The 24,517-nt window shown below is 58.3% G+C and carries 31 protein-coding genes and 1 pseudogene; 16 read left to right on the top strand and 16 right to left on the bottom strand.

The features are described 5' to 3' along the window. Positions 1-94 precede the first annotated feature (94 nt). The 3 genes from WDJ58_RS23500 to WDJ58_RS23490 all read right to left on the bottom strand — a co-directional run bounded on the left by WDJ58_RS23500 (position 95) and on the right by WDJ58_RS23490 (position 2,208). On the bottom strand, positions 95-541 hold the full coding sequence (locus tag WDJ58_RS23500) for a hypothetical protein (RefSeq protein ID WP_338918030.1): 447 nt from the start codon (positions 539-541) through the stop codon (positions 95-97). A gap of 123 nt (positions 542-664) precedes the next feature. After that, entirely contained in the window at positions 665-1,378 is a 714-nt protein-coding gene (locus WDJ58_RS23495; RefSeq protein WP_380661793.1) for a hypothetical protein, read from the bottom strand. 2 nt (positions 1,379-1,380) lie between these two features. Next, complete coding sequence (locus tag WDJ58_RS23490) at positions 1,381-2,208, bottom strand: DUF6159 family protein (protein WP_338918028.1); 828 nt, start codon at positions 2,206-2,208, stop codon at positions 1,381-1,383. A gap of 121 nt (positions 2,209-2,329) precedes the next feature. On the opposite strand from WDJ58_RS23490, the gene WDJ58_RS23485 reads away from it, so the two are divergent. Beyond that, positions 2,330-2,503, top strand: a complete 174-nt coding sequence (locus tag WDJ58_RS23485; RefSeq protein WP_338918027.1) for a hypothetical protein — start codon at positions 2,330-2,332, stop codon at positions 2,501-2,503. Positions 2,504-3,784: 1,281 nt separating this feature from the next. Here the strand turns inward: WDJ58_RS23485 and WDJ58_RS23480 are convergent. From WDJ58_RS23480 to WDJ58_RS23470, 3 genes are all read right to left on the bottom strand, one after another. Further along, positions 3,785-3,976, bottom strand: a complete 192-nt coding sequence (locus tag WDJ58_RS23480; RefSeq protein ID WP_338918026.1) for a hypothetical protein — start codon at positions 3,974-3,976, stop codon at positions 3,785-3,787. An 81-nt stretch (positions 3,977-4,057) separates the two neighbouring features. After that, positions 4,058-4,558 (bottom strand): hypothetical protein, encoded by a 501-nt coding sequence (locus WDJ58_RS23475; protein WP_338918025.1) that lies wholly within the window; start codon positions 4,556-4,558, stop codon positions 4,058-4,060. Positions 4,559-4,770: 212 nt separating this feature from the next. After that, complete coding sequence (locus WDJ58_RS23470; protein ID WP_338918024.1) at positions 4,771-5,124, bottom strand: hypothetical protein; 354 nt, start codon at positions 5,122-5,124, stop codon at positions 4,771-4,773. Between the two features lie 336 nt (positions 5,125-5,460). On the opposite strand from WDJ58_RS23470, the gene WDJ58_RS23465 reads away from it, so the two are divergent. Both WDJ58_RS23465 and WDJ58_RS23460 read left to right on the top strand, forming a co-directional pair. Beyond that, complete coding sequence (locus WDJ58_RS23465) at positions 5,461-5,811, top strand: hypothetical protein (protein WP_338918023.1); 351 nt, start codon at positions 5,461-5,463, stop codon at positions 5,809-5,811. A 119-nt stretch (positions 5,812-5,930) separates the two neighbouring features. Further along, the gene (locus WDJ58_RS23460; RefSeq protein ID WP_338918022.1) at positions 5,931-6,353 is read left to right on the top strand and encodes a hypothetical protein; all 423 of its coding nucleotides are present in this window, start codon (positions 5,931-5,933) and stop codon (positions 6,351-6,353) included. Positions 6,354-6,492: 139 nt separating this feature from the next. On the opposite strand, the gene WDJ58_RS23455 is transcribed toward WDJ58_RS23460, so the two are convergent. The 3 genes from WDJ58_RS23455 to WDJ58_RS23445 all read right to left on the bottom strand — a co-directional run bounded on the left by WDJ58_RS23455 (position 6,493) and on the right by WDJ58_RS23445 (position 8,259). Further along, positions 6,493-7,260: a hypothetical protein gene (locus WDJ58_RS23455; protein ID WP_338918021.1), complete on the bottom strand. Its 768-nt coding sequence runs from the start codon at positions 7,258-7,260 to the stop codon at positions 6,493-6,495. A 210-nt stretch (positions 7,261-7,470) separates the two neighbouring features. Then, on the bottom strand, positions 7,471-7,716 hold the full coding sequence (locus WDJ58_RS23450) for a hypothetical protein (RefSeq protein ID WP_338918020.1): 246 nt from the start codon (positions 7,714-7,716) through the stop codon (positions 7,471-7,473). 180 nt (positions 7,717-7,896) lie between these two features. After that, positions 7,897-8,259 (bottom strand): hypothetical protein, encoded by a 363-nt coding sequence (locus WDJ58_RS23445; RefSeq protein ID WP_338918019.1) that lies wholly within the window; start codon positions 8,257-8,259, stop codon positions 7,897-7,899. A gap of 170 nt (positions 8,260-8,429) precedes the next feature. Between WDJ58_RS23445 and WDJ58_RS23440 the strand changes: the two genes are divergently transcribed. Continuing rightward, positions 8,430-8,984, top strand: coding sequence for a hypothetical protein (locus WDJ58_RS23440; protein WP_338918018.1), 555 nt, complete (start codon positions 8,430-8,432; stop codon positions 8,982-8,984). A 66-nt stretch (positions 8,985-9,050) separates the two neighbouring features. Here the strand turns inward: WDJ58_RS23440 and WDJ58_RS23435 are convergent, their stop codons facing one another. Next, positions 9,051-9,722: a CPBP family intramembrane glutamic endopeptidase gene (locus tag WDJ58_RS23435; protein WP_338918017.1), complete on the bottom strand. Its 672-nt coding sequence runs from the start codon at positions 9,720-9,722 to the stop codon at positions 9,051-9,053. Between the two features lie 145 nt (positions 9,723-9,867). Here WDJ58_RS23435 and WDJ58_RS23430 point away from each other — a divergent pair, with 145 nt between their 5' ends. The 4 genes from WDJ58_RS23430 to WDJ58_RS23415 all read left to right on the top strand — a co-directional run bounded on the left by WDJ58_RS23430 (position 9,868) and on the right by WDJ58_RS23415 (position 12,867). Continuing rightward, complete coding sequence (locus WDJ58_RS23430; protein ID WP_338918016.1) at positions 9,868-10,806, top strand: DUF5694 domain-containing protein; 939 nt, start codon at positions 9,868-9,870, stop codon at positions 10,804-10,806. A gap of 376 nt (positions 10,807-11,182) precedes the next feature. Next, positions 11,183-11,575 carry a DUF5518 domain-containing protein gene (locus WDJ58_RS23425; RefSeq protein ID WP_338918015.1) on the top strand — a complete coding sequence of 131 codons (393 nt, stop codon included), beginning with the start codon at positions 11,183-11,185 and terminating at the stop codon, positions 11,573-11,575. Between the two features lie 182 nt (positions 11,576-11,757). After that, entirely contained in the window at positions 11,758-12,276 is a 519-nt protein-coding gene (locus WDJ58_RS23420) for a hypothetical protein (protein WP_338918389.1), read from the top strand. A 90-nt stretch (positions 12,277-12,366) separates the two neighbouring features. After that, the gene (locus WDJ58_RS23415; RefSeq protein ID WP_338918013.1) at positions 12,367-12,867 is read left to right on the top strand and encodes a hypothetical protein; all 501 of its coding nucleotides are present in this window, start codon (positions 12,367-12,369) and stop codon (positions 12,865-12,867) included. A gap of 120 nt (positions 12,868-12,987) precedes the next feature. Here WDJ58_RS23415 and WDJ58_RS23410 read toward each other — a convergent pair whose 3' ends face one another. From WDJ58_RS23410 to WDJ58_RS23395, 4 genes and pseudogenes are all read right to left on the bottom strand, one after another. Beyond that, positions 12,988-13,128: a hypothetical protein gene (locus WDJ58_RS23410; RefSeq protein WP_338918011.1), complete on the bottom strand. Its 141-nt coding sequence runs from the start codon at positions 13,126-13,128 to the stop codon at positions 12,988-12,990. Further along, positions 13,124-13,671, bottom strand: a pseudogene (locus WDJ58_RS23405) (succinylglutamate desuccinylase/aspartoacylase family protein); the annotation flags it as partial. The gene WDJ58_RS23410 and the pseudogene WDJ58_RS23405, both read right to left, overlap by 5 nt. A gap of 20 nt (positions 13,672-13,691) precedes the next feature. Continuing rightward, on the bottom strand, positions 13,692-14,159 hold the full coding sequence (locus WDJ58_RS23400) for a pyridoxamine 5'-phosphate oxidase family protein (RefSeq protein ID WP_338918010.1): 468 nt from the start codon (positions 14,157-14,159) through the stop codon (positions 13,692-13,694). A gap of 46 nt (positions 14,160-14,205) precedes the next feature. Further along, the gene (locus WDJ58_RS23395) at positions 14,206-15,555 is read right to left on the bottom strand and encodes a RimK/LysX family protein (RefSeq protein ID WP_338918009.1); all 1,350 of its coding nucleotides are present in this window, start codon (positions 15,553-15,555) and stop codon (positions 14,206-14,208) included. Positions 15,556-15,772: 217 nt separating this feature from the next. Here WDJ58_RS23395 and WDJ58_RS23390 point away from each other — a divergent pair, with 217 nt between their 5' ends. Next, positions 15,773-16,219, top strand: a complete 447-nt coding sequence (locus tag WDJ58_RS23390; RefSeq protein ID WP_338918008.1) for a universal stress protein — start codon at positions 15,773-15,775, stop codon at positions 16,217-16,219. Between the two features lie 414 nt (positions 16,220-16,633). After that, entirely contained in the window at positions 16,634-17,056 is a 423-nt protein-coding gene (locus WDJ58_RS23385; protein ID WP_338918007.1) for a universal stress protein, read from the top strand. A 206-nt stretch (positions 17,057-17,262) separates the two neighbouring features. Here the strand turns inward: WDJ58_RS23385 and WDJ58_RS23380 are convergent, their stop codons facing one another. Both WDJ58_RS23380 and WDJ58_RS23375 read right to left on the bottom strand, forming a co-directional pair. After that, positions 17,263-17,991, bottom strand: a complete 729-nt coding sequence (locus WDJ58_RS23380; RefSeq protein ID WP_338918006.1) for a TVP38/TMEM64 family protein — start codon at positions 17,989-17,991, stop codon at positions 17,263-17,265. Between the two features lie 30 nt (positions 17,992-18,021). After that, positions 18,022-19,362 carry a cyclic 2,3-diphosphoglycerate synthase gene (locus WDJ58_RS23375; protein ID WP_338918005.1) on the bottom strand — a complete coding sequence of 447 codons (1,341 nt, stop codon included), beginning with the start codon at positions 19,360-19,362 and terminating at the stop codon, positions 18,022-18,024. Positions 19,363-19,394: 32 nt separating this feature from the next. On the opposite strand from WDJ58_RS23375, the gene arcC reads away from it, so the two are divergent. The 6 genes from arcC to WDJ58_RS23345 all read left to right on the top strand — a co-directional run bounded on the left by arcC (position 19,395) and on the right by WDJ58_RS23345 (position 24,516). Beyond that, positions 19,395-20,336 carry a carbamate kinase gene (gene arcC / locus WDJ58_RS23370; RefSeq protein ID WP_338918004.1) on the top strand — a complete coding sequence of 314 codons (942 nt, stop codon included), beginning with the start codon at positions 19,395-19,397 and terminating at the stop codon, positions 20,334-20,336. An 85-nt stretch (positions 20,337-20,421) separates the two neighbouring features. Continuing rightward, positions 20,422-20,868, top strand: coding sequence for a universal stress protein (locus tag WDJ58_RS23365; protein WP_338918003.1), 447 nt, complete (start codon positions 20,422-20,424; stop codon positions 20,866-20,868). An 81-nt stretch (positions 20,869-20,949) separates the two neighbouring features. Further along, positions 20,950-21,702, top strand: a complete 753-nt coding sequence (locus WDJ58_RS23360; protein ID WP_338918002.1) for a proteasome assembly chaperone family protein — start codon at positions 20,950-20,952, stop codon at positions 21,700-21,702. A 93-nt stretch (positions 21,703-21,795) separates the two neighbouring features. After that, entirely contained in the window at positions 21,796-22,845 is a 1,050-nt protein-coding gene (locus tag WDJ58_RS23355) for a two-component system sensor histidine kinase NtrB (protein ID WP_338918001.1), read from the top strand. Positions 22,846-23,089: 244 nt separating this feature from the next. Beyond that, positions 23,090-23,536, top strand: coding sequence for a universal stress protein (locus WDJ58_RS23350; protein WP_338918000.1), 447 nt, complete (start codon positions 23,090-23,092; stop codon positions 23,534-23,536). 29 nt (positions 23,537-23,565) lie between these two features. Then, positions 23,566-24,516 carry a PfkB family carbohydrate kinase gene (locus tag WDJ58_RS23345; protein WP_338917999.1) on the top strand — a complete coding sequence of 317 codons (951 nt, stop codon included), beginning with the start codon at positions 23,566-23,568 and terminating at the stop codon, positions 24,514-24,516. The last annotated feature ends 1 nt before the right edge of the window (position 24,517 follow it).

The following is a 24,517-nucleotide window of genomic DNA, read 5'->3' as shown; positions in this document are numbered from 1 at the left end:
GATGTCCGAATCCGAACGTCCCATACTCCCCAATTGGATTGAAGCCGGCTGTATCTTGCGTTGTCAGCGGAATATATCGGCTTCACGACTCTCCTTATCCTGGATAATACGCTAGAAACCACGCGAACGCGAAGAGAGCGGCAAGGATCAGCGTGCAGACCTCGTACCAGATTGCCACTACGGCGAGGACGATTCGACCGTCCAAGCCAGATTCAGTCGGTTGCCACCAGCCGTATCGCGGAACTACAATACTTCCGATTATCCACCCGCCGCCAGCGAGAACGAGTGTTACTCCAAGAAACCACCAACTGATCTGCACCCGTACGACGTAGTTCACGAGAGCACCAGCGAAGATGAGGACAACGTGGATGAAGGTGAAGACACCCATTCCTCCGACGTAGTTGAAGGCGATGTGGTCGAACGGCCCCGAGTCGAAGAGTCGTCGACAGCTCGAACTCACCAGTATCGGCAAGCAGAGAACGCCCATTCCGAGCCACAATCCGACGAAGCTCCCGATCGCAACCGAGAGAATGGAGGGCATTACGAACGAAACCGGAGTGGTCGTCAAAAACCACCCACTCTGGCAACCTTTTCGTCTCGTTATTCATTGAGCAGGGTAATCGGAATGTGGCGGGGATTTCACAGCCCAGCCATCGAACTTCGATCATCGACCACTCCCAAGTGCCGCTGTTAGCGCCCGAATTTGTCCCCAGCCGTTCTGCAGGAGTGCTGCGGGAAACCGCCGTCGCGCCCCAGCGAGTGCGTCTGTGAGGGCAGTCGGTGCGTTCTCGAACAGTCCGGTTCCATGCCCGACGAGAATGCGTTCGGGTGAGACATCTTCGAACACGCCACGGGGTGGAAAGAGACGACACAGGAGGTACGTCCCCAGTCGCTCCTCTCCGACAGTGAACAACGGTGCTGTTCCCAGCACGTCCGGGACGTACAGCGTTCCGTCAGCTTCGCGGTACGCGATGGCCTCATCCCACCCCGGAAACGGCGCACAACGACGGATCTCGAATCCAGAGGTTCCGATATTCTCGACCACGTACTCGGAGGGACTCTCGATTTGCTCGGCTACACGAGAGAGCCACTGGGGGAGGAAGACCGGAACGTCGTGGCGGGCAGCGAAGGTATCGGCATCGCGGGCGTGGTAGTTCGAGAGGACGACGACGCCCGCCACCTCACCGAACGTCTCGAGTTCGTCGTCGATGTCTGGGGCGTCCAGCGGGTCGACGACCCAGACACCGCCGTCGTCTCCGACGAACGCGTGACTTGCTCGCATCCCGGTTTCATGGGGGTATGCGAGCCACCCGATGCCGCCGGACCACCGGTCGATGATCACGGGATCTTCCGGCGCTCCCCGATCATACATCGGCACCGTCACTTCTCGGGGAAGACGGAACCGGGCTCTCGCGATTCGAACGGCCCGACGCGCTCGCCCGCCGTCGCGTAGCGATACAGCGCCGTCCTGACGATAGCCGTAACGGTCTGAGAACCAACAATTGCGGCGACGACGATGAGCCCACCGACGACGAGGGCGCCCGCTGCGATGGGTCCGTGGAGCACGAAGTAGCCGACGGCCAAGAGCACGAGGCCGGGGAGGGCTGCGATGAGGAAGATGAGACTGACTCCCAGCGTCGCGGACACGCTCTCACCCCACGTGTCCTTGAAGAGGGATCCGCTTCGGCGAAGCTGTCCCCGAATCCCCGTCTCCTGGTCCAGAACGATGACGGGGACGATGAAGTACGTCAGGAGCGCCCACGCGAGATCGAACACGAATCGTGCGAGGCTGCCGATCGCACCGAACTTCTCGTCGAGGATGTAGAGCACAGTGCCGAGGGTCGCCGCGACGACCGCCCAGAGCGCAATCTGCCGCCGGACGCGCCACGCGGCAGTGAGCCCGTCTCGGACTGACGTCTGCTCGCCGTCGAAGACCCGCGACGCACAGTGGACGACGGCGGCATTGAAGAACGTCGCAACGCTTGAGGAGATCGCAAACGCGCAGAACAGCGCTCCGTACTTGTAGAGGTCGTTGGTGAACAGCGAGTCGACGATGCCGAATCGGAACGCGACGGCGGCGAGGACGGCTAACGCACTTCCCACAGCGAGCAGGCTCAGGGCGGGGAGTACCGCGAGGCTCGTATGCTGTCTGAACACGTCGAGGCTGTCGGTCGTAATGTCGAGACCACGTCTGTACTTGGAGGGCATGGTGCTGGCTACTCGTCTTCACGAAATAAATCACGGGGAGAGACAGCTCTCTCGGAGGGACGTTCCGTTTCTGGGCTGTGCAGAGGGTAGTATTTCACAGCTCTCTACGTCATCGGTGCTAATGAGTTCAGACGAAGCGGGCGACAGTGTGGATGGGCAGATGATCGGTGTGGGTATTGCGATTGGGGCCGGTATCGGCGTTGCACTCGGAGTCGCGATGGACAATCTTGCATTGGGTATCGCTATTGGGATGGGCGCTGGTATCGCTATCGGCGCCGCGTTGGCGAACCGGTAGGCACGGATACCCCAAGAGTAGTCGATCAGTAGTGTTGGATCGCCGGGGCGATCGTCGTCGGACTCGGTTGTACGTATCCCATCTACGAGGAACGTGAACTATGGGGGGCAGAGACCGTCGCCCCGTCGATGCTCGTACTCATGGGGTACTCGTTCGTCGTGATCGTGGGAACGATCATCGGACTCGGAATCACGTGGTTCGGTCTCACTGGCAATCTCGTGCTGACTTCCTCCCACGACTGAAGTCGTGGGGTTCCACGGTCACAGACCGTGCCCCGACTTCGGGAGGTTCCCAACTCGTCGCACCGCACGGGTGGGTTGTGGGCCGAGCCAGTACGGCCCCCGACCGAGATAGCGGGCTTCATCTACCGCCCGATGGCGTGCATATCCTTACCTCGGACTCGGTACCACAACCGACAGGGCAGACCAACATAGTTGTTACGGAATTGTCGGATTCATCCCACGACTGAAGTCGTGGGCTTTCTCCTCGAACCACTGTAACGCGCATCCTCGTCGGTGGGCCCGGAATGTATCTCTGCCTTCCCGTCGGGATTCCGCTCCTTTCCTACTGGTATTCACAGCGACGGTATCAACGCTACGTCCTCGGTTGAGTTTCCGCTTTTTGGAAGGACACTGTGAAATCACCGGCGTCGAGTTAGGCTGGTATCACCGAACGTCGCTTGCCGAACAGGTACACGAAGTAGATGAGCGCCAACGGAATGAACGATAATCCTGCTCTGTTGAAATCCTTAGGAAGTGATACATTCTGGCCGGGGGTGGTCAGTATACCAAACTCACTTAACAGCGGGAACTGAATTCGAGATCATGGAATTAGATAGCTCTCTTACATCAACTGATTGGGCTTTGAGTCTGTTTGTGGCGGCCATTGTTATTGGATGGCAACTCTCCGCTGGCAATTCCTTCAGTTCAAAAATTGCAGGAGCCCTGACGTTCGGTGGTGTCGTTCTGGGGGTCTGTCTGTACGTGTCCGAATGGTATCGTGAGCGGTAAGCACTCTTCAGCGACCGGCTGTTTCAGACGACAATGTGTCTGAAGAATAGGATTTCAACAGAGCCGATAATCCCCCAAGCACCCCTCCGCCAACGACAGAGTCCAGTAGAGACCCACCAGATAGTGCCCTGCTCGCGATCCCGAGGAGGACGGGTATCACGAAAAGGACCCGAAGTATCTGCAGTTCTGTTTGCTTGAGCGCAAGGACGGGCATGCGGTACTGTTGAAATGAGGACAGTATATGCTTTTCCGGTAGCGTCAGCACACCCACCTACGTATCGGTAGGTGACGGACTCGATTCTGATGGAGTACGGCCCAGTTTGGCCTCGCTCTTACCACGATAATAGAGCCAGAAGAGCACAATCAGTGTGAGGGGAAAGAGGACGATGGCAATGATAGCCAGTGGAGGAAAGAGAATGAAGAGGGCAAAGGTCCCCCACGAGACGATCGTGTCACGGGGCATATGAGAACATCGTACGACCAGCAGATTGGTCTTGTGAAGTCATAGAGTTCGACTGAGTGTGGCGTGTGTCTGCTGTCTCTATCAGTTGTTTGAATCGAAATCCCATAGTCCATCAACGGAGTGAATCTCAAGGAACGTTCCGTCCGAGGAAGTGGTTACCTCGTTGTGGACCTGCACTCGGTTGAAGTTCGTTCGTGTCGTTGCGACGTTGAAGCTCCCGAGTGACTCGCCGTCCTCGGCCCACTGCGGGCTGGTGGTTCCGACCACATAGCGTACGGTATCGAACTGGTCGGTGAACGCGTTGTGTAGTGCATCGGAGACGACCGGGGCTCTAAGAACCGGAAACCGATCTGCCCAGTCCTCGTCGAGGGGTCCGAGTTCCGGTGGAGCGCTGTTCGGCTCGTAGCTAGCAGTGACACGAAGAATAGATGTTTGTTCAGTGTCCCCAGACCTCCTGGTGAGGCCAATGATCGACTTGAGCTGAATGTACCCTTCCACGCGTTCCGGAGAGTCAAGGCACCCTGCAATCGCAAATGTGGCACCAGAACCGAGTGTACCGAGAACCGTTCGTCTAGAGGGCATATCTTCGCGGTTACTGGTTAGATGGATATGTCTTTTCGAATAGCATGATGCATACCTGCGTTTAGGGTATTGCACTTGCAGTCGTGTCTAACCGATAGAGTTCAACAGAACCGATAGCGAAGTTCTCTGGATTGACCGGTTTAGGAAATTTGGACGAAAAAAGTGATCTGTTGCATGACGCCGTGGAACCCACAGTCGGTACGTTCACCGCCTCAGCTACTGACCGATTCCCAGACACCTCGTCGTCTCGCCTGAGATCCATAGTAGAGGAAACCAGCGCATCCGACGAGGATGAAGACCACGGCGAGCGTATTGAGCTCGCCAGTGGCGACTTCTGCCACGCCAACAAACGCGAAGACGAGCGCCTGCAGGATCTGGTATCCGACGGTTTCACCGAACGGTTTCAGCCCCTGAGTGGCGATGACGAGCGTCAGCAGGACGATCGCGAACGTCGTGAGCGGCGAGGGCTCATACTGTTCCAGCAAAACGAGAACGATCGCGAATACGCCGATCAGCGCGCCAAGTCCGAGAGGAAGCAATGAAACCGACTTGATAAGAGAGGACATACAAGGACCAAGCCGTCAGCGCGGTTAATGGATTGCGAAGTCGCTCTCCATCGGCGACAGATTTCGAGGAAGTCGGCCTCTCGCCACCCTCCCCTACGTCAGTACGGTCAATCGAATGATCTGGAGATTGCTCTTCTCGAATTCGTTGAATGAGGGAGAGAGCGACGACATAGTACGTCATCGGATTGAGGAACATGACTGCGCCGAGTACGGAGAGGATACCTTCCACCGCTACCCACACGCAGAATCAAGAGTGAATGAAGATTCGACCACCCTTTAAAGGACAGTTTGACTCGACACAGTGTTTATTCACGTTCGGAGCGTCATCTAGACGCGATGCCCTCCCTCGATTCATCGGTCGTCCGCCTCACGATGTTTCTCGCACTCGTCGCCGGAGGAGCTATCGTAGCCACCCGCTTCCCAACACTGACCATCGGCACGACCTCCTTTCAAACGAGTTTCGTCTGCGGGGTACTTGCCGGGCTAATGCTCCTCCCGTCGGTTGTCACTCATTACAAGGGTGGTGAACAGCGCAAGTCGCTGCAGTGGGGATTGTTCGCCGTCGGGATTCCGTTGTCACTCATGGACCACGCGCTCCTCCCGTGGCTCGGTGTCCTCGCTGTCCTCGGCAGTCTGGGGGTTGGGTGGGAAGTCGACCGTCGACTGTTTGAAGAAACCTCAGTATGAGTAGAGGCTCTATCGTCTCTGCCGGCCTCACCGTAACAACTAGTGATGTCATTCGACAATCACTCAGAGCTGGAGAGGCACCGACCGATTGACTAACACCGAAATCAGATACCGTCCGTATGGTCCTTCCCTCCATCAGTCTCCGTGACGCACGCACCGTTGCTGCTCTCGGAGGTGGTCTATATACGATCGTCGTGCTCTCGTGGCTGTTCTCGGCCGGCGTGTATTTCTCTTCTGGAAATAGCCTCATCGTCGTCGTCGGTTTCGGGTACGCCCTGGTCGGGATGTTTCTCACAGCGGCCGTTCCCCTCTATCTGTTCGGCCGTCTCTCGCTCGTCTCCGCACCACTCGCGACGCTCTGGGTTCTAGGGGAGACGGTATATCAGTGGCTCTACGGTACGCACCTTCATCCACTCTCGTCGTACCTCACCGTCTGGCCCATCCTCCTTGGGTTCGTTCTGACGGTCACACTCGTAGAAGCGGTATTGAGACTCGGACTCGATCGAGCTATCGGACGATTCGGCCTTCGGCCGGTCTTCTGACCGATCCTCAAACGCGGTCGGCATTCCGGTTCTCTCCTGCTCGCAGAGGTGTCTGCGTGTACGAGCGAGATCCAAGAAACTATCCTCGGCGAGGGCTCGTCTGTGCTACCTGCAGGAGTGACCAGTCGTCGGGATCGAGCTATATCTCGGGATTGGGGCCGGTGCTCGTGCTCGCGGACGACCTGGGACCACCGAGACCACCCTCTCCGTCAGCGAGCTGCAGGTACGCTGCCGCCGTAATGCCGTAGACGAACGTGAACAGGACGCTGTTGAGGAGCACGGACGCGACGTCGCCGAGCGCGGAGGCGCCGGCCAGCTGGAAGAGAGCTGGGATGGCGCCGACGAACGCACCGACGATGCCGGAGATGAGGACGATCGCGACGAGTCGAAGCCGATTGCCCTTCGAGAGGCCCCAGCTCCGCTTGAGTGCGCCGAGCACGCCCCGGTCCTCCACACCGACGGCGAAAATGAAGAACAGGAAGCACGCCGCGAGGAACACTCCTGGCAGGAACAGGAAGGCGAACCCGATCATGACGGCAACGAACACGACGATGCCGCCGACGAGCGTCGAGAGCGTGGCTCGACCGACCCGTCGGGTATACAGCTCCGTTGGGAACGAAGAGAGCTGTGGCAGCGGGCGAGCGAACGCGCGGGAGAGGACCACGAAGTAGACACCACTGAAGACGAACGTCCCGAGCAGGATGGCGCCCGCAACGGTCCCCGAGACCGGTATCGTGAGGCCGATCACGTCGGCTGCCTCGGGCGGAATTTCGGCTGCTAGCAGCGTGTTGATCGACGTGACGACCAACAGCTGCTGGGCGAGCAGAAGCACCAACAGGAGGCCGCCGGTTCGAGTCAGCACTCGTCTGGTTCCATCGGTAATCGCGTCGATGAGCTGGAGGGCCATCACTCACAACCACACCTGGCCGGGGTATAAATCCTCGAGACGCTCAAACGGGATTAGTACCCTCTTGGCATCCCTTGTCAGCGATCGATGATCTCCATCGTGGTGTCGCACAGGGGGTAACAGCCCGAGCCACTCACGTTATCGGCAAATCAACATGAAGACGTGAGACGTGTCGCCCGACGTTCCTACCGGCCATCCTCGTGAATGTCGTCAATCCAGAAGTGCGAGCACGACATACCCAATAACCAACGATGCCATGATGAAGAGGAGTGTCACGACCCCGTCGGGCCCGACGGTGTATCCGCGGTGTGCGAGCTCGATCTGGAGGATGACGCTCGCTGCTCCGCCGGCGAGAATAAGAATAGGTGTTAGTATCACCGCTCGGCGGGCGTGGTTCCACGCATCCCAGTCCCAGGCGAGGAGACGGGTTCTGAACTTGCGGAGCACGTCGGCCATAGTCGCCTCGTCACGGTCTGAACACGCATATCTTCCGGTCGAAGAATTCACTTGGATGGATACGGGAGGGTCGGTAGATTCGAAGGGATCCAGGTTAGCAGTACATCAAGGGCGTCGTAGACCGATCACAAGGGATCGGTCCCCCGACGTTCGTTGCATCGACTGGTAGGTCGGACCTGGTTAGTTATCGGTGGGCACAGGAGATTCACGAGCAAGCGCTATCCCGGCAGATACGCCGCCAAGCCAGAGACAACCCAAGAAGACCACGACTGGAAGTTCGTCGGAGAGAAGCATACTATTTGGCGTGATGAGCATTATTATGGGACCTAACCCGCCAATGAGACTGTACCAGAATCTGGAATATCCCTCAGGCGCAGACCACCTCGTTCGGTATTCGGGATACGCGAGAATCCCATATCCCGCTATCGCCGAAACAACTGCCAGAACACCGCCAATCCACAAGTCTCCTCGCTGTACACCAAAGAGATAGCCCAGGAAAGCACCGACCCCGATACTAATGAGCCACGAACCACGTGCGTTCATTGTTGGCGAATTGGCTAGATTTGGGTAAATAGTTCCGATAAATTGAGAAGTGTCGCCCGGCCATCACCAGCATGAACGAATGGATTACCGACACGCTCTCCAAGCTCTCGAGGATCGTGGGACGCTACGTCAACCACGACGACGTCCTGATCCGGTTCGTTTCGTTGTGGGTGATCGTCGCGATACTCTTCACCGTCGCCTGGGTCGGGGGTTACTCTCTCCTGCCGCAGGGACTCCTGCGGGGAGCGAATCCGGGAGCGACGGGCGAGTATGCCGGGAGCGTCACTCGGGAGTTCCTCTCTCTGTTCGCGTGGAACGTGGGTGTGTCTCTGATCGCGATCGGGGCAAACACCTTCCGATCGGTGAACACGCCGCTCGGATACGTACTCCAGGTCATCCAGGCGCCTCGATACGGCGTGGTATGGGGGACGGGCTCGCTGGCGCTCGGAAGTGGCGCTCGTATCACGCCGTCGCTCTCGGTACTCGTCGAGCGGAGCGGGCCGATGGAGCTCACGGCTGTCATCGCGATCGTCGTCGCCACCAGAGGTGTCATGATCTGGCATCAGACGTCGGGACCACGGTGGAAGGAGCCCTTCGAGAGAGTCCAGTCCCCCCGTGACTGGTCGTTGACCCGTCGGGAATGGGCGCTGTTCGTCGGCGGGTACGCGCTACTCGCAGTCGCGAACTATCGTGAAGCACTCGACATCGCCAGCGTTGCTGGATGAGGCACGTCAGGTCACGAGGGCGCGCAGCGCTTCGGGCAGATTCGTCTCGAACGGCCCCGAACGAGATCAGAGGAACGCTATCAGTACGAGCGATCCCTGGACGACGTTCACGGTCGCGTGGGTGACCGTGCTCGCCCCGGTCCCCCATCGCTCCCTGACGATGCCGAGAATCAGCGCGAGGACGACCACGGGGAGCACCCGTTCGAGCGACCCATCGACGAGAATATGTTTGAGCGAGAAGAGCGTCGCCGCGCCGAGGACACCAACCAGGGGACCCTGCTCTCTCGTGAGGGCTGTCTGGACGACACCCCGAAAGGCGAGTTCTTCGGTGATCGGAGCGACGAGACCGTGCGCGAGGAGGAAGAGGACGACCACCGGCAGTCCACCTGCAAGTCCCTCGATCAGGAGGCCACTGATCTGTTCGGGTTGCCCAAAGATCGCCTCAGTAACGGTGACGACCACCGTGAGGTTGAGAATGACGAGTCCCCCACCGACTATGAAACCAGACAGAAGCGCACGCGGCGTTCGGTCGTATCCCCAGTCACCGGGAGTGACGCCGTGTCGCTGGCCGTACCGAACGACGGCCCACGCGGCAATCGGAAACCCGAGCATGACGCCGACGAGACTCCCGACGAGGTAGTTCCCGACGACGGGCTCGAAGACGACCGCACCCCCGACCTGGGCCACGAGGTCGATAGCAAACCACAGCCCGCTCGCGAGGAAGGCGGCCCGACTCATTGCACCGAGGGGGCGAAATCTCGACCGGGACATCCTCCGGTATCATCCGGCTCGGCGACGCCGAATAAGAAACCCGATGAGTCGTTCTCAAATGGCTGTTTGAGCCAGAAGTTATTTTTTCAGAACAGAAACTCGAGTGGGACCTATGACGACGTCTCGTTCGAACGCCGACGTGGAGCGACGCCGATTCCTCGGACTGGGTGCGCTCGGAGCGACTCTCGGGATCGCCGGATGCATCGGAGCCGGATTCCAATCTCAGTCGGGTTCGGAAGGGTGGTCGAACCCGGGCTCGAACCAGCGGCAGGTCATGCTCCTCGGGACGATCCATCTCGCCATCTCCGAGGCTGGGGCCGGCGGAAACCTGATGGTCCACGACGCCGGGGACGTCCTCGGCGAGCAGCGCCAACAAGAGCTCGAGACCCTCACAGACCGGTTGATCGAGTGGGAGCCCGATCGAATCGCCGTCGAATTCCCATACGACCGGCAACCGGCCGTCGATCAAGCCTATGCGGCGTACCGCGATGACGCTCTGGATGCCCTTCCCGACGACATCGAACCGGCGGACGAGATCGTCCAGATCGGCTGTCGGCTGGCGGCGAAACTCGACCAAGAGCGCATGGCGTCGGTCGACTATCCCCAGAGCCTCGCCGCGCTGCTCACCGAGGCAGAACGACAACGGCTCGCTCCGCTCAATTCGTTGCTTCCCGATCCGTCCGCGGTCGACTACCCGCTTCCGGACGTCCGTGTCCAATTCCGAGAGGAACAACAGATGCTCGATGAACAGGCCTTACCCGAATTCTATCGTCACCTCAACCGTCTGGATCGGGCCCGGACGAACGACGAGATTCTCTTCTCCGGAGCGATCGGTGCGAGTGATCCGGGGTCGTTCGCTCCGATGAAGGTCCTGACCGCCTGGTATCAACGAAATCTGCGGATCGTCTCCAATCTCTGGAACGCGATTCCCGAGGGAAACGAGCGCGTCCTCCTCGTCTTCGGCGCCTCTCACCTCCCGAGTCTCAAATATTTCCTGGATACCGCTCCCATGTTCGCGCCGGTCGATCCGAAGCCGTACCTCCAGCCATAGGTGACCACGTACGACACTCACACCCCACGGCAGCGAGAAACTGACCGACCTGATCACGCAGTAAAAGGATACGTCCCTCGTCGCTCGGGCGTCAAGTAGGAAACGTGTCGGTCCGTTCAGCGGGCTGGTGAAACGGACACCAATCAGCTCGATTCTGTGGCCACCCAGTCATGCTGTATGACCCTTGATTCAACAAGTACACCATCCATCTCGAATGTAATGCTGTTGTTGTCGAGCCATCGCCGTCCAGTTCCATCGATACGTCGACCGAAACAAGCGTATCAATCGGTATAGGATACTGAAATTTCCGTAGAACTGTCCGACCGATTGAAATCTCATCGGGCGATTGAAATCTCATCGGGGGTGAGGATCGTACATGTCGGAACTCCTCCGCTCTGATATCGTCCCATCGGCGTGGCGATTCGCGATTATTGGCGCACTCGTTTCACTACCCGTCACAGTTCTCGTGAACTGGCTCCCGGATTCCGAGGCCGACATTGCAGGTGGTATCATGATTTTTGGAGCAGTCATCGCGGGAGTTATCGCTGCAAAACGTTCGACCAGCCCAGGTGCCGCCGGACTTCGAGCTGGCGTACTCGGGGGAATCACAGCACCACTCACGACTGTCGTAACGGTGGAGGGACCGTCTATCGCTACCTTGATGGCATGGCCATCACCGTACAGCTTGGTGATTTTGGCCGCGGTATCACTTGTTCTCGCCTCGCGAGTGGGATCAAGCATACATGTGAAAAAAGGGAGGAATGGATAAAGCGGAATAGTCCGGGAGCTCTCTCGTCTCGTTTTCACGATCCTCTGCGTGATTCTCCACCCGTCCATGCGGCAGTCGTCGACATCCACGACGACTGGGAATCATAAGTCGGGGTGCAATCAGTACGTGCTAATGGCACGGTCCACGAACGACAGACCGATAGGGAAGCGAATATCGACGACGTGTTGACCAAACTGGCGGAGTTAGAGGCGATCGTGGATAGAGAGGAGGAGTTAGAGCAGGTGCGGGAAACGATGCGAACCGCTCGACACGTTCGCCCGCAGGGAGTGATCGGTCGATTCCAGGACCAATTCGGCCCCCGTGATGCCGGGGAAGCGCTGGTCGGAAGTTTCGTCTTCGGGATGCCGATGATAGTCGAGGACGGCGCACTCGAAATTGGACGGTTCCTTTCGGCTCGTCCACCGTTTCTCTTCCTGACAGCCCTACTGGGAGTAGCTCTCGTTTTCGGTGTGCTACACGCCGGTGAGTTCGAACGGGTCGTCGAAGACCGGATCTTTGGGATCCTTCCGTTACGACCGGTTGGCATCATCAGTATCGCGGGGGTGATGGCTGTTGGGTTGATGACAGTCTGGGGCCGCGTTTCGTGGAGCGAACCGATGGTCGCGGGGAGTCAAACCCTGTTGATCGGTATCGTTATGGGCGTCGGTGCGTCTCTCGGGGATATTCTCCCAGAAAACTGAGCAGATTATTGAACGTCGTGATACGATTTTATCGATCCGAATTGGGTGGAGGGATCGATCGATCCCATCCTTCGACACTGGTGCTTCAGAATGGCCGTGACCGATTCATCGACGATTCCGGATAGTGAGGACGAACAACAACTTCGGGATGACACCCGCTCCAAGCGAGCGCGAGAGGACGATATGGACGTCGCACCACTTCATCGAGGAGGGTGCTACGAGGTCGACTCGGCGTCGGGCAACACGTACGAAGTCGATCTGCTGGACGAGACGTGTACGTGTCCCGACCATCAGAACCCAGAGACTCCGACGCCGTGTAAGCACGTCCAACGGGTCCAACTGGAACTCGATGCAGGACGGATTCCCCGCCCCGACGAACGACTGCCGGAGCTAGCACTATCGGTGCACTCTCTGGGCGACGAGCCAAGTGCTCACTTCGTGGGAACGCTTAGAACCAGAATTCGGGAGCGAGAAGATCGAATCGCCACCCTCGAGGCAGAGACTCAGGCGCTCCAGTTCGTCTGTGATGTCGCCGACGCGGTTGGAGGTGACGAGGAGTTCGAACTCAAACAGATCTTGTCTGATGAGTAAGGTCCAGCGAGCCAACTGTAACGACGTCCTCTCTGAAATTCTGGAGTTACCCCACGAAGAAGGAGAGCGTGCGCCACGTGGGGTAACTCCAGCTGGACGCGCTGACGCGGAGTGCTGGCACTACTCGTCAAGTGCCCGTTCCAGTCGATCTCGCCGCTCGATGACGTTCTGCTCGCGGTAGGATTGGTGGGTGGTCTCGATCGACTCGTGGCAGATGATCTCCTGGGCGGCTTCGGCGTCCTGTTCATAGAGAATCCTCACCTGCGATTATCACGTGCGACCCGAACGCGTGGGCCAGTCGCGCGACTGTCTCGTTCTCCATGTCGGCTCGCACGTGGAACATATTCGTCCGGCCACGCGTCGAGGTGTGGAAATCGATCCCGAAATCGCACGGGGCTAGAAAAATTCGTGTAGATGCGGTGGGCGATCCGGTAGGCGCTCGTACTCTCTTCCTTGCCCGGAAATGCCCGGTTGAGATCCCGTTCGTAGATTGGTAGATACCGTTCCTGAGTGATGAATCCGGGGACGTTTAGCACGGGCAGGCCGACGACACAGCCGTGAATATCGTCGTGATCCCACCCGTCGACCCCTTCTCTGACGACCTCTATGCCGTTGAAGTTCATCGCCGTGGATGGCCGCACTGAGAAAGCACGTGGGGCCCGGTTCGGCGCCGTTGACGATCGTCACTGGGATCCGCACCGGATCCCCGAGATACGTTTCGCTGATCGCAAACCGGAGTTTCTCGCTTTCACCCGGGGCGACGACCCCACCGTCGTACTCGAACGGCTCGACTGTGGACTCCATGCCAATCTCTCCTGGCGGTGTTATTGTGCCGGTGTGTGCCGGCCGGTTATCGTCTCGATCTCGATCTCGACGATCGTGATATCGATTTCGTCGATGGCTTCATCGAAGACCCGGATCGGCGAGAAGTGGCGATTGATCTCGGCGGTATCGAACCGTTCGTGTTCCGTCTCGGGGAGTTCGACGAGCTGGCCAGTGACCATGATGCTCCAGGAATCCAGTCCACGCGGGTCGTCGGTTGGCTCGGTTCCGTACAGGACGTAACAGGCTGTCTCGGTCGTCTCCCAGAATTCCCGTTTCGTGCTTCCCTCAGTCACGCCGAGACGGAAATACAGGCCGTCTCCGTCGTAGTAGTGGGCGAGGGGAATCGCATACGCGTCGCCGTCGCCGGAGAGGGCGAGGACGCCCGTCTCGGCTGTCTGTACTCTTCGATCTCCGAATCGTCCATGCCGCTCGTGTAGGCGTATTCGACGTGTTCCATGGGGGATCACCTCCAGGAGGGTCGCGTGACAGGGGATGCAGGGTAGTACTCGGGCGTCATTCTTCGGCCACCCGTTGTTCGATATCCACGTGGTAGCCTCGCAGGACGTCCCGTCCCAGAAGCACGGGATAGCTCATGTGGCTTCTGTCCTCGATACTGGCCGTCGTGGAGTGCCACCGATTGCCGAGCTTGACCTCGAGGTCCACGAGTGGGCGCTTCTGTCTCCCGTTCCGCGTGCCGGATTTCACGCGAGTCGTGTCGACGATCGGACCCGCCCCAATGGCCGCGGCGAGATCGATGTCGATGCTCGTTCGCTGGGCTCCCGTGTCCGACTTGGCCACCGCGTATTCGATCTTCCGTCCCCCGCTCACGGCCACGTGCTCGGTGTAGCCGACCGTCTCCGGACTCTCTGGCTTCGAATCGATCGAGGGTTTGCAGTCGGGCACGGAGTCGTCGAGTCTTGTGGCGAGCTCCGCGACCCGCTCTGACTCGACGCGTCCCTCCGCCCGCTCGATCGCGAGCCGGGCGATGTATGGTGCAGGACTTACGCCCGTCGCTTCGAAAAAGCCCTTGAACCCGGCTGTCGCGTTCACTTCGAGGACGTACCACGTGTCGTCACGCCGCAGCAGATCGACGCCCGCGTAGTCGAGATCGAGAACGGTCGTCGCCTCTGTCGCGAGGCGGGCGGCATCCTCGGGAAGGTCGTCTGAGATCCCTTCGACATCACCGCCGAGCGCGACGTTGGTCCGCCATTTATCGGCTGGCGCGTACCGTTTCATCGCGCCCACGATGTAATCGTCGACGACGTAGACGCGAACATCGAACGGTCGTTCGGCGTCGGTATCGAGGAACTGCTGGAGGAACGCCCGTCGTCGGGCGATCTGTGGAGAGACGGCCTCGTTCACGTCCACGAGTTCCATCCGGTCGCCGTTCGTCCCGATAGCGGGCTTGTGAACAGTCGGGCCGTCGACGGGATGATCGTCGTTATTGATGGTCTGATGAGCGAAGGCCATGTAGGCGTCCGGAACCGGGAGGCCCGCTGCAGCGAGGGTAGCCGCCGCGCCGTACTTGTGCATCGCCCGCATGACGGTTTCGGGCGTGTTCAGGACGGGACGGGCGGCGGCATAGCTCGTCGCCACACCGAGGTCATCGAGCGGTTGCGAGGCCTTCGTCGTCAGGAGTCTGTTCGCGACGATATCGACGTCTGGGTCGAAATGGAGCGTCCCGTTTTCCATCCAGGTACGGGTGTTCTCTTCGCGAAGCCAGACTGGCTGGTGCCCGAGCGCCCGCACCGCATTACAAATCGCCTTGGTTTCTTTGCTATTATGGAAACTCAACACTCCGACACGGACGCTCGTCGCCGGCTCCTCTAGAATCGTGCGACTCGTAGCGAAGGCTTCGCTCATATCTAAAAACTATGCTCTATGTCGGGTTAGTTCCGACTGGCAGTTCCTATTCTCCTGGAATCCCACCTGCATGTGTTCACTCAAAACCAAACAGTGCACTGCCGGAATCGTTCGACCCGTATCACTCGTGGAGAGATATACGAGCCAAAAGTCACTGGCCTGTCACCGTGTGGGAATGTCTTATAGACTATTGTCCCGGTAGCCAAGACCGAGACAAATGTACAAAACAATTCTCGTGCCGACGGACGGTAGCGAGGGGGCGAACGCGGCTGCCGAACATGCAGTTGATATCGCGAGTAGATATGACGCGACGCTACATGCTCTCTATGTAGTCGATGTCCGAATGAGTCCTATCAGCACGGAAATGGACCGTGACGAGGTCATCCAGTTGCTCGATCAATCGGGCAAGAGGCCGACCACTCCGGTTCTGGACCAAGCGGAGGAGAAGGATATTCCCGCGACTGAGGCGATTCGGCTCGGCGTTCCACACGAGATCATTCGTGAATACATCGACGAAAACGATGTCGATCTCGTGGTTATTGGAACGCATGGCCGGACTGGCCTTGAGCACACACTCCTGGGTAGTACGACGGAACGGGTCGTCCGTACCGTTGATGTACCAGTTTTGACGGTCCATCTCGACACGAGCAAAGAGCCGGGATGAGCCGAGAGGAGGATATCGCTATCCAACCAGTCGGGGAGTATATCTTAATATCTATCCGGGAGTTCGGGGGAGCCACTCTGCGTTCTCGGTGGAGCGGCGGGACGTGCTACTATGAGAGAGGAGTGTTTTGCTACACAAGGAGGGATCGGGGGGATTGGGACTATAACGGGTTTCTACGGCTTTTCCACGAATGCGCGAATGAGTCGGTCTCAAGTAGACGACCGACGATCGTGAAAAGAGACAACGCCGATGCTCCCTAATCACGAAAAAAATCACGAGTTCGCCTCGGGGGAATATCGGTGAGCCCACCGGCAGTTTGCTTACGTGCCCCGGTAGCCCTGGAACGAACGAGGCTCCTATCACTATCTGGGAATTGCCAGCGACTACAAAGCGACTCGTCGCGTCTCAAACAGTATGTACGATACGATTCTGGTCGCGACCGATGGTAGCGCCGACGCAAACCGCGCAGCAACACACGCGATTGAACAGGCCGAACAGCATGACGCTGAACTTCATGCAATCTTCGTCGTCGATACCGATCGATACGCTGAGCCAGCCCTGAGTAGCATGGAATTGGAAACCAACGAGATTGAAGACTGGGGCAATCAGGAACTCTCCGAGATCACTGACCGGGGCGAACAACTCGGGATTGAGGTTACGACCCGGTGTTGTCACGGGAAGCCATATCTGGAGATCATTAACTACGCCGACGAGATTGACGCCGACCTGATCGTGCTCGGCTACCACGGACACTCCCACGCAGAGGGGAAGCAGATCGGGAGCGTGACCGACCGTGTCGTCCAGAACGCGGGAAGACCGGTCTTGGTCGCCACCTGAACCGAGGACGGTCAGTACGCTCGTAATGTGGATGAACCGCACTTCTTTCAGTCAGAGAGGACGAATCGCTACCGACCGAATGTATTTCAGTACATCGACGAGGAGGAGTTCATCTCAGTGAAGTAAGGTAACATGCTATCGTGACGGGCACGGGTTCCCCAATATGAAGACAGGGTCGTCAACGGAATTGATGCGACGGTCGCCCGTTACGAATTCCCTCCGAAAAGTCGGATGAGCAGGTCGCGTTTCCGATATCCGACCGCGGAAATCACGACGAGAATGACGGCGAGCGCCACCGCGGCTGGGAACTGATCGGTGCCGAGCAGATCACCGACGACGTTAACGAGGAAGAACGCCGGTGCTCGTCCGATTGCGGCGAGAACGACGAGTTGCCACAGTGGGATATTGGTGAGTCCGCCGGCAAAACAGATGACGTCGTCCGGGAGTCCCGGAACCAGAAAGAAGAAAAATAGCGCGGGTTTGCCGTAGTCGTCGCTGACAGTATCGAACCGAGCAAGTGCCTCTTCGTGGACGATGGTCTCCACGTACGCACGACCGTATCGACGGGATATCCAGAACGCGATGGTACTTCCGATGGTAATGCCGATCATGTTGTAGAGCGTTCCCCACCATGCGCCGAAGAGATAGCCGGCGACAACTGCAAGGATCTGTCCAGGAATCGGTGCAGCGACGACTTGGACTGCTTGGAGAACAATGAGTACGCCGGGCGCCAAGATACCGTACCCCCGAATGAACTCGCGCAAAGCCTGCGCATCGGTCAGGAAGCCGAAGTGACGTTGAACGAGAACAGTCACGACGACAAACGCGAGTCCGAGTGCGAGCAGATGGACGAAGAAGCGCCGCCTGCTCCGAGACGAGGCAAAGACCCGAGTGTTTTCGAGCCGGGCACGCAAGCGATTGAGAGCAGTATCCATAGATTCCGAAGGATCGCTGTTTGACAGGTATTAGAGGTTCAACGCATGAGCGTGACGATCGAGCACCGTGTCGAGTGTGACGTCTTTCTCCTCGAGTTCGTAGCGAACCCGTACAATAGGGCTGTCTACGTCGATCAGTCGCGCGAGATCGTGGGGCGTCCCCGAGATCACTACATCGGGTGCTGCGTTCCGGATCGTCGCTTCCAGATCCCGAATCTGTGCGTCGCTATAGCCCATCGCCGGGAGCACCGCATCGAGGTGCTCGTATTCCTCGAAAACGCGCTGGAGCGAACCGACGGCCGCCGGTTCGGGATCGACGATTTCCGCAGCTCCGTATTTCCGGGCGGCAATCAAGCCGGCACCATAGGGTGCGTCACCGTGGGTGAGCGTCGGTCCGTCTTCGACGACGAGAACGCGTTTCCCAGCGATGGCGTTCCTGTCGGCCGTAATCGTCGAGTTCGCGTGAATGATTTCCGCGTCCGGATTCGTTTGCCGAACGTTTGCTTCGACTTCGCGAATCCCGGCCACGTCGGCGGTGTTCTCCTTATTGATGATGACGTAATCCGCTAACCGGAGGTTGGTTTCACCCGGATGGTATCGCAGTTCGGACCCGGCACGGTGGGGGTCGGCCACGACGACGTGGACATCGGGGACGTAAAAGGGGAGCTCGTTGTTGCCGCCGTCCCAGACGATGATCTCGGCGTCGGTTTGGACGCGGTCCAGAATGGCCTCATAGTCGACACCCGCATACACGACGTGACCACGTTCGATGTGACTCTCGTACTCCTCTCGCTCTTCGATGGTCACGTTGCTCTCGTCGAGGTCGTCCATCGACTCGAACCGTTGGACCCGTTGGGCGACGAGATCACCGTACGGCATCGGCTCCCGGACGACGGCCACGTCCGTCCCCCGTTCGCGTAGCAGATCGGCGAACTTCCGCGCCGTCTGTGACTTTCCGCACCCGGTTCGAACTGCGTCGACGGCGACGACGGGGACCTCGGCGTGGAGCATCATTCGGTCCGGGCCGATCAGTCGGAAGTCAGCACCGGCGGCGAGTACACGCGATGCCTGATGCATCACGTGTTCGTGTGAGACGTCGGAATAGGAGAACACGACCGTATCCACGTCTTCCTCGTCGACGATCGTCTCGAGGTCCGATTCGGCGCGGATCGGGATGCCATCAGGATAGTCCTCACCGGCCAACTCCGAGGGATAGTGGCGGTTGGGGAGCTCATCGAGTTCGCCGATGTTCTGTGTGCTGGTGTGTGTGAACGCGACGACATCGAAACGCTCGTCGCCTCTGAAGACGGTATTGAAGTCGTGGAAGTCCCGGCCCGCTGCGCCCATGATGACTATCCGCGTCTGACTCATGGTACTAACTACGCGTGGGAAGTGGAATTAGTATGGGCGGCACCTCTCACGAGACGGGAACGGATCCGATCGTCGTGGCGTTGGGCGGAAACACGCTGCTCGGTGAGCACGGTCTTGGGACGATCGACGAACAGCTCGACGTGATAGCGCGAACGGCTCGACAGATCTCGGAAGCGATTCGGGCCGGCTACGATGTCGTACTCACCCACGGCAACGGACCGCAAGTGGGCAACCTCCTCTTACAGCAAGAGCGCGTCAGCGAGACGCCTGAGTTACCGCTCGACGTGCTGGTCGCCGAAACCCAGGCACAGATCGGCTATCTCCTCCAACAGGCCCTTGACAACGAACTTACCGACTCACCCGACTTCATCACCGTTGTGACGCAGGTGGTCGTCGACGCCGACGATCCTGCGTTCCAGGACCCGACGAAGCCCGTCGGACCGTTCTACACCGAAGCGGAAGCTGCGGAGAAATCATTCGAGGCACGACGCGTATCGACCGGTGACCGTCCGTACCGTCGTGTCGTCCCGTCTCCCGAGCCCGTCGAGATCGTCGAAGGAGAGGAACTCACTCGTCTCGTGGAGCGGGGGAACCTCGTGATCACCGCTGGTGGTGGGGGTGTCCCCGTCGTTCGTGACGACGGGCTCCGGGGTATCGAAGCAGTCGTCGATAAGGACAAGGCTTCGCAACTGCTCGCCTCGGCACTCGGCTCTGATACCCTCGTCATCCTGACGGATGTCGAGTTCGCGTACGTGAACTACGATACGCCCGATCAGCGCCCGCTCCGTCGGCCTTCACCCAAGGAGTTGCGCACGCATCTCGACGCGGGTGAGTTCGGCGAGGGCAGCATGGAACCGAAGATAGAGGCCTGTCTCCGCTTTATCGAACAGGGTGGAGAGCGGGCCGTGATTACCTCTCCCGAGCATCTGATGGACGCACTGGCCGGGGAGACCGGGACACAGGTCCGAGCCTGAATCTACCCTATAACGGGAACTGAGGTCTTCCCAGCGTCTCGTAATCGACAGTCTCTCTTTGTCCCTCCGACAACGAAGATCCGATATGTACGATCAGATATTGGTTCCGACGGACGGAAGTGAAGGGACAAGAGGTGCCGTCGAACACGCGATCGATCTCGCAACGACCTACGACGCCGCACTCCATACGATCTATGTCGCCGATACGAACGTCGGTATCGATTCCTCGGTCCCCGGAACGCTTGATGCCCTCGAAGAGGCTGGTGAGAACGCGATCGATGAGGTGATCCAGCAAGCAGAGGCAGCTGGTGTGAACACGATCGAAGGTGTAGTGGCACAGGGAGCACCCCACCAGGCCATTCTCGATTACGTCGACGAACACGACATCGATCTCGTGGTTATGGGGACGCATGGCCGCACGGGCCTAGATCGATATCTTCTGGGCAGCGTCACCGAGAAAGTCGTCCGGCTCTCGGATGCGCCGGTGTTGACGGTTCGTATGCCAGCTGAATCAGCTGATGAGTCTTCGTGAATAGACAGAGCGGTCTCACAGATTAGGAATTAGAGGTGTTGATAAGGCCGTACTATTCGATGGTAGACTTGGTATCGAGTAATGACTCCTGATTCATCGACGAGTTTCGTGAAGACGACAGAACTGGGGACCGAATCGCCGACCCTCATCGAGGGACTTCCCGGATTGGGATTAGTTGCGGCGATTGCTGTCGATCAAATCACGAAGCAACTCGAGCTGGACCAGCACGGAACCATCGTTTCCGACGATTTCCCACCGGTTGCAGCATTCGACGACGGCCGGGTTCGTGACGCAGTACGCGTCTACGCAGGGGAGGATCCGGCTGTAATGACCCTCCAGAGTGACATCCCGATCCCGCCTGCTGCAGTTGATTCTCTGAGCCAGTGTGTCCTGAGCGACTTGGCGGAGGAATTCGAACAGGCTATTTTCCTCGCGGGGACTCCAGCGGAGTCCGAAGACGAGATCGGCGAGGTCGTTGGCGTTGCCACGACGGATGATCTGGAGACCGCTCTCGTCGATGCAGGAATCACCTTGGCCGACGGCTCTGGTGTCGTCGGTGGCGTGACTGGTGCGCTGCTGGCTGATTGTTACCACGACGACGTTCCAGCCGCGGTGCTCATCGTGCGTTCGAACCCCTATATACCCGATCCAGCGGCTGCCCGTGCTGTGATCGAAGAAGCTCTCGAACCGCTCGTCGAGTTTGATATCGACACGCAGGAACTGCTCGAACAGGCCGAGGAGATCCAGAAACAGAAACAACAGATCGCGGAGCAACTCAAGCAGTATCAGCAACAACAGGACCAGCAACCGGCGATGCCAGGAATGTACCAGTAGGACTCTCGAAGACGTGTTTCGCTCGATATCGGATCTTCTGTGATTGTAGGATGATGAGAACTCTCAATACGTCAGAAACTATTCCCTTCTAGTATGGATTCGGTGATCGGGGGACGACTGTCGGCTCTCGTCGAACACTCTCAGGACATCATCATGATCGTCGACGAGGAGGGGACGATCTCGTTCGTCAACGAAGCCGTCGACCGTATCCTCGGCTACGAGTCGGACGAGATGACCGGAACGAACGCGTTCGAATACATCCATCCGGACGACCGAGAGGTCGTCGTCAATCGGTTCTCTGACGTAATAAACAATCCCGAGCACGTGACTGACCGCAGCACGCATCGATTACAGCATGCGGATGGACACTGGGAATGGTTCGAATCTGTCGGGAGCAACCGTACCAATACGGCGCTCGATGGATACGTCATCAATAGTCGTGAAATCACCGAGCGCAAAAAATATGAACAACGTCTCGAACAGCAGCGTGATAACCTTGACCTCCTCAATCAGATGCTGCGACACGACATCCGGAACGACCTTCAGCTGGTAACAGCCTACGCGGAGTTGTTAGAGAAAGAATGTGACGATCAAGAGGTACACGACTATATCGAGACAGTGTTCGAAAGTGCCGACCATGCAGTGGACCTCACAACGACGGCAGGGGAGTTGTCCGACGTGATGCTTTCGACTGAAGAGGATTTACAACAGGTCAACCTCCAGTCATCGTTCCGAAGCGAACTCGATGATATCCGGTCGGCATATTCTCAGGCGATTGTCACCTGTGAGACAGATATTCCGGACGTAACGGTTCGAGCGAACGAGATGCTCGATTCAGTCTTCCGAAATCTACTCAAAAATGCTATCGAGCACAACGATAAGGACGAGCCCGAAATCATCGTTTCAGCAACAAACCGATCCGATTCGATCCTCGTCCAGATCACAGATAACGGGCCTGGCGTGCCGGATAGCCAGAAGGACGAGATCTTCGGGAAGGGCGAGAAAGGACTGGAAAGCCAGGGAACGGGTATCGGGTTGTACCTCGTCCAGACGCTCCTCGAGATCTACGGTGGTGACGTATGGGTTGAAGACAACGAGCCAGAAGGAGCGGAGTTTATCGTAGAGCTGCCGAAAGCCGAGTGAACTCCTCCACTCCGCTCGTTACTGTTGGAGTGAATGAATATGATCGCCGTACTGCTGGACGCGTCCTCGGTATTGTTCTCCGATGGTTGATGGCCGGGATGGATTCTCACTCGACTGGAATTACCGACGATCCCTATTTCGTCTCGCTCCAACTGAAATCGATAATGGGATTACTTAACGAGAGACTCCGAGTCCAGGTTGATCCGAAACTGATCGAGCGGATAATCGTTCAGGAGGTGGAGATGTGACCGAACACATTCTCGTCCCACTCGATGGCTCGCCGCTGTCACGAAGAGCGCTTCGTCATGCCCTCGAAGAATTCCCGGATGCGTCGATCACGGTGCTCCACGTGGTTGATCTCTTCGAGCCCGGCTACGGTGCCTATCCTGACTTCGAAACCTCGTATGAACCATTGATGGGATCCGAAGAGTGGTACGAGCGGGCTGAAGAAGTCTCAGAGCAACTCTTCGATGAGGCTCGAGAATTCGCTGATGAGTACGGCCGCGAGGTCTCCACCACGTCCGAGATCGGTGATCCAAAGCGGATCATCGTGGATTACGCCGACGAGGAGGAGATCGACCACATCGTTCTCGGAGCGCACGGACGAACGGAGGAGGAACGACCCGTATTCGGGAGCATCGCGGAGATCGTGTCACGGCGGGCAACGGTTCCTGTGACACTCATCCGATGAGAGAAACTGTGATTGAGTAAGCGTTCGATATGAGAGACGTCGTCAGTCTCGGGAGCATCAACGTGGACAAAATACATCACGTGTCCGACGGCGAGATCGCCGATCTCAGAGACCGATATAGCTGGTTTCCAGACCGCGGCCAGACTGTCCAGATCGATGACCTCCCGACGGATTTCTCAGTCGATCCCGATAGTATTCGTCATGGAGGGAAAGGTGCGAACCAGGCCGTGGCTGCGGCGAAGGCCGGAGCAAAGACGGAAATGCTCGGCAAGGTAGGCCCCGATGGCAGGGAATTCGGGGTCCGCAGTCATCTCACGGAAGCCGGAGTCGGTGTCACTCAGATCGGAACTGCCTCAGAACCAACTGGAACGGCCTACGTGTTCGTCGGGCAGGAGGGCGACAACTGGATCATCGTCCGACCAGGGGCGAATAGTGCTATCGATAGTACCTACATCCGAGAGCAGTACGACACGATTCTCTCAGCCGAGTGTCTCCTCCTGCAAAACGAGATTCCGATCGAGCCGGTTATGACACTACTTTCGGAGTTGGCTGCCCAACGGGACCGACCGACTATTATCCTCGACCCCGCGCCTGCAGATGGAATCGAAGAACTCCTTGGTTGTGATGCGGTCGACTACCTCACCCCGAATGAACACGAGTATCGGGCGCTACAGTCCCCCCTTGGAGAGTTCGATGGAGTCCTCATTCGCAAACGAGGTGCCGACGACGTCATCGTCGAAGCGGAGCGACGGTTCACTGTAACGCCACCGACGGTCAAAGCGGTCGATACGACCGGTGCCGGCGATGTCCTGAACGGCTTCTTGGCGGCCCAACTCGCAGCCGGGGCGTCATTGCAGGAAGCCATCAAAATTGGAACGATCGCCGGGTCACTCTCCACGCGCGAGAAGGGTGCTCGACGAGGTATCCCGATGCTTGAAGATGTTCAAACGTATCGAACGTCCGAGGATGTCACCGAGTGAA

Origin of the sequence: Salinirubellus litoreus (assembly GCF_037335815.1) — an archaeon.
GTDB lineage: Archaea > Halobacteriota > Halobacteria > Halobacteriales > Haloarculaceae > Salinirubellus > Salinirubellus litoreus.
Note: the sequence above shows the minus strand (reverse complement) of the source record. Positions and strands in the feature narration are given on the sequence as shown.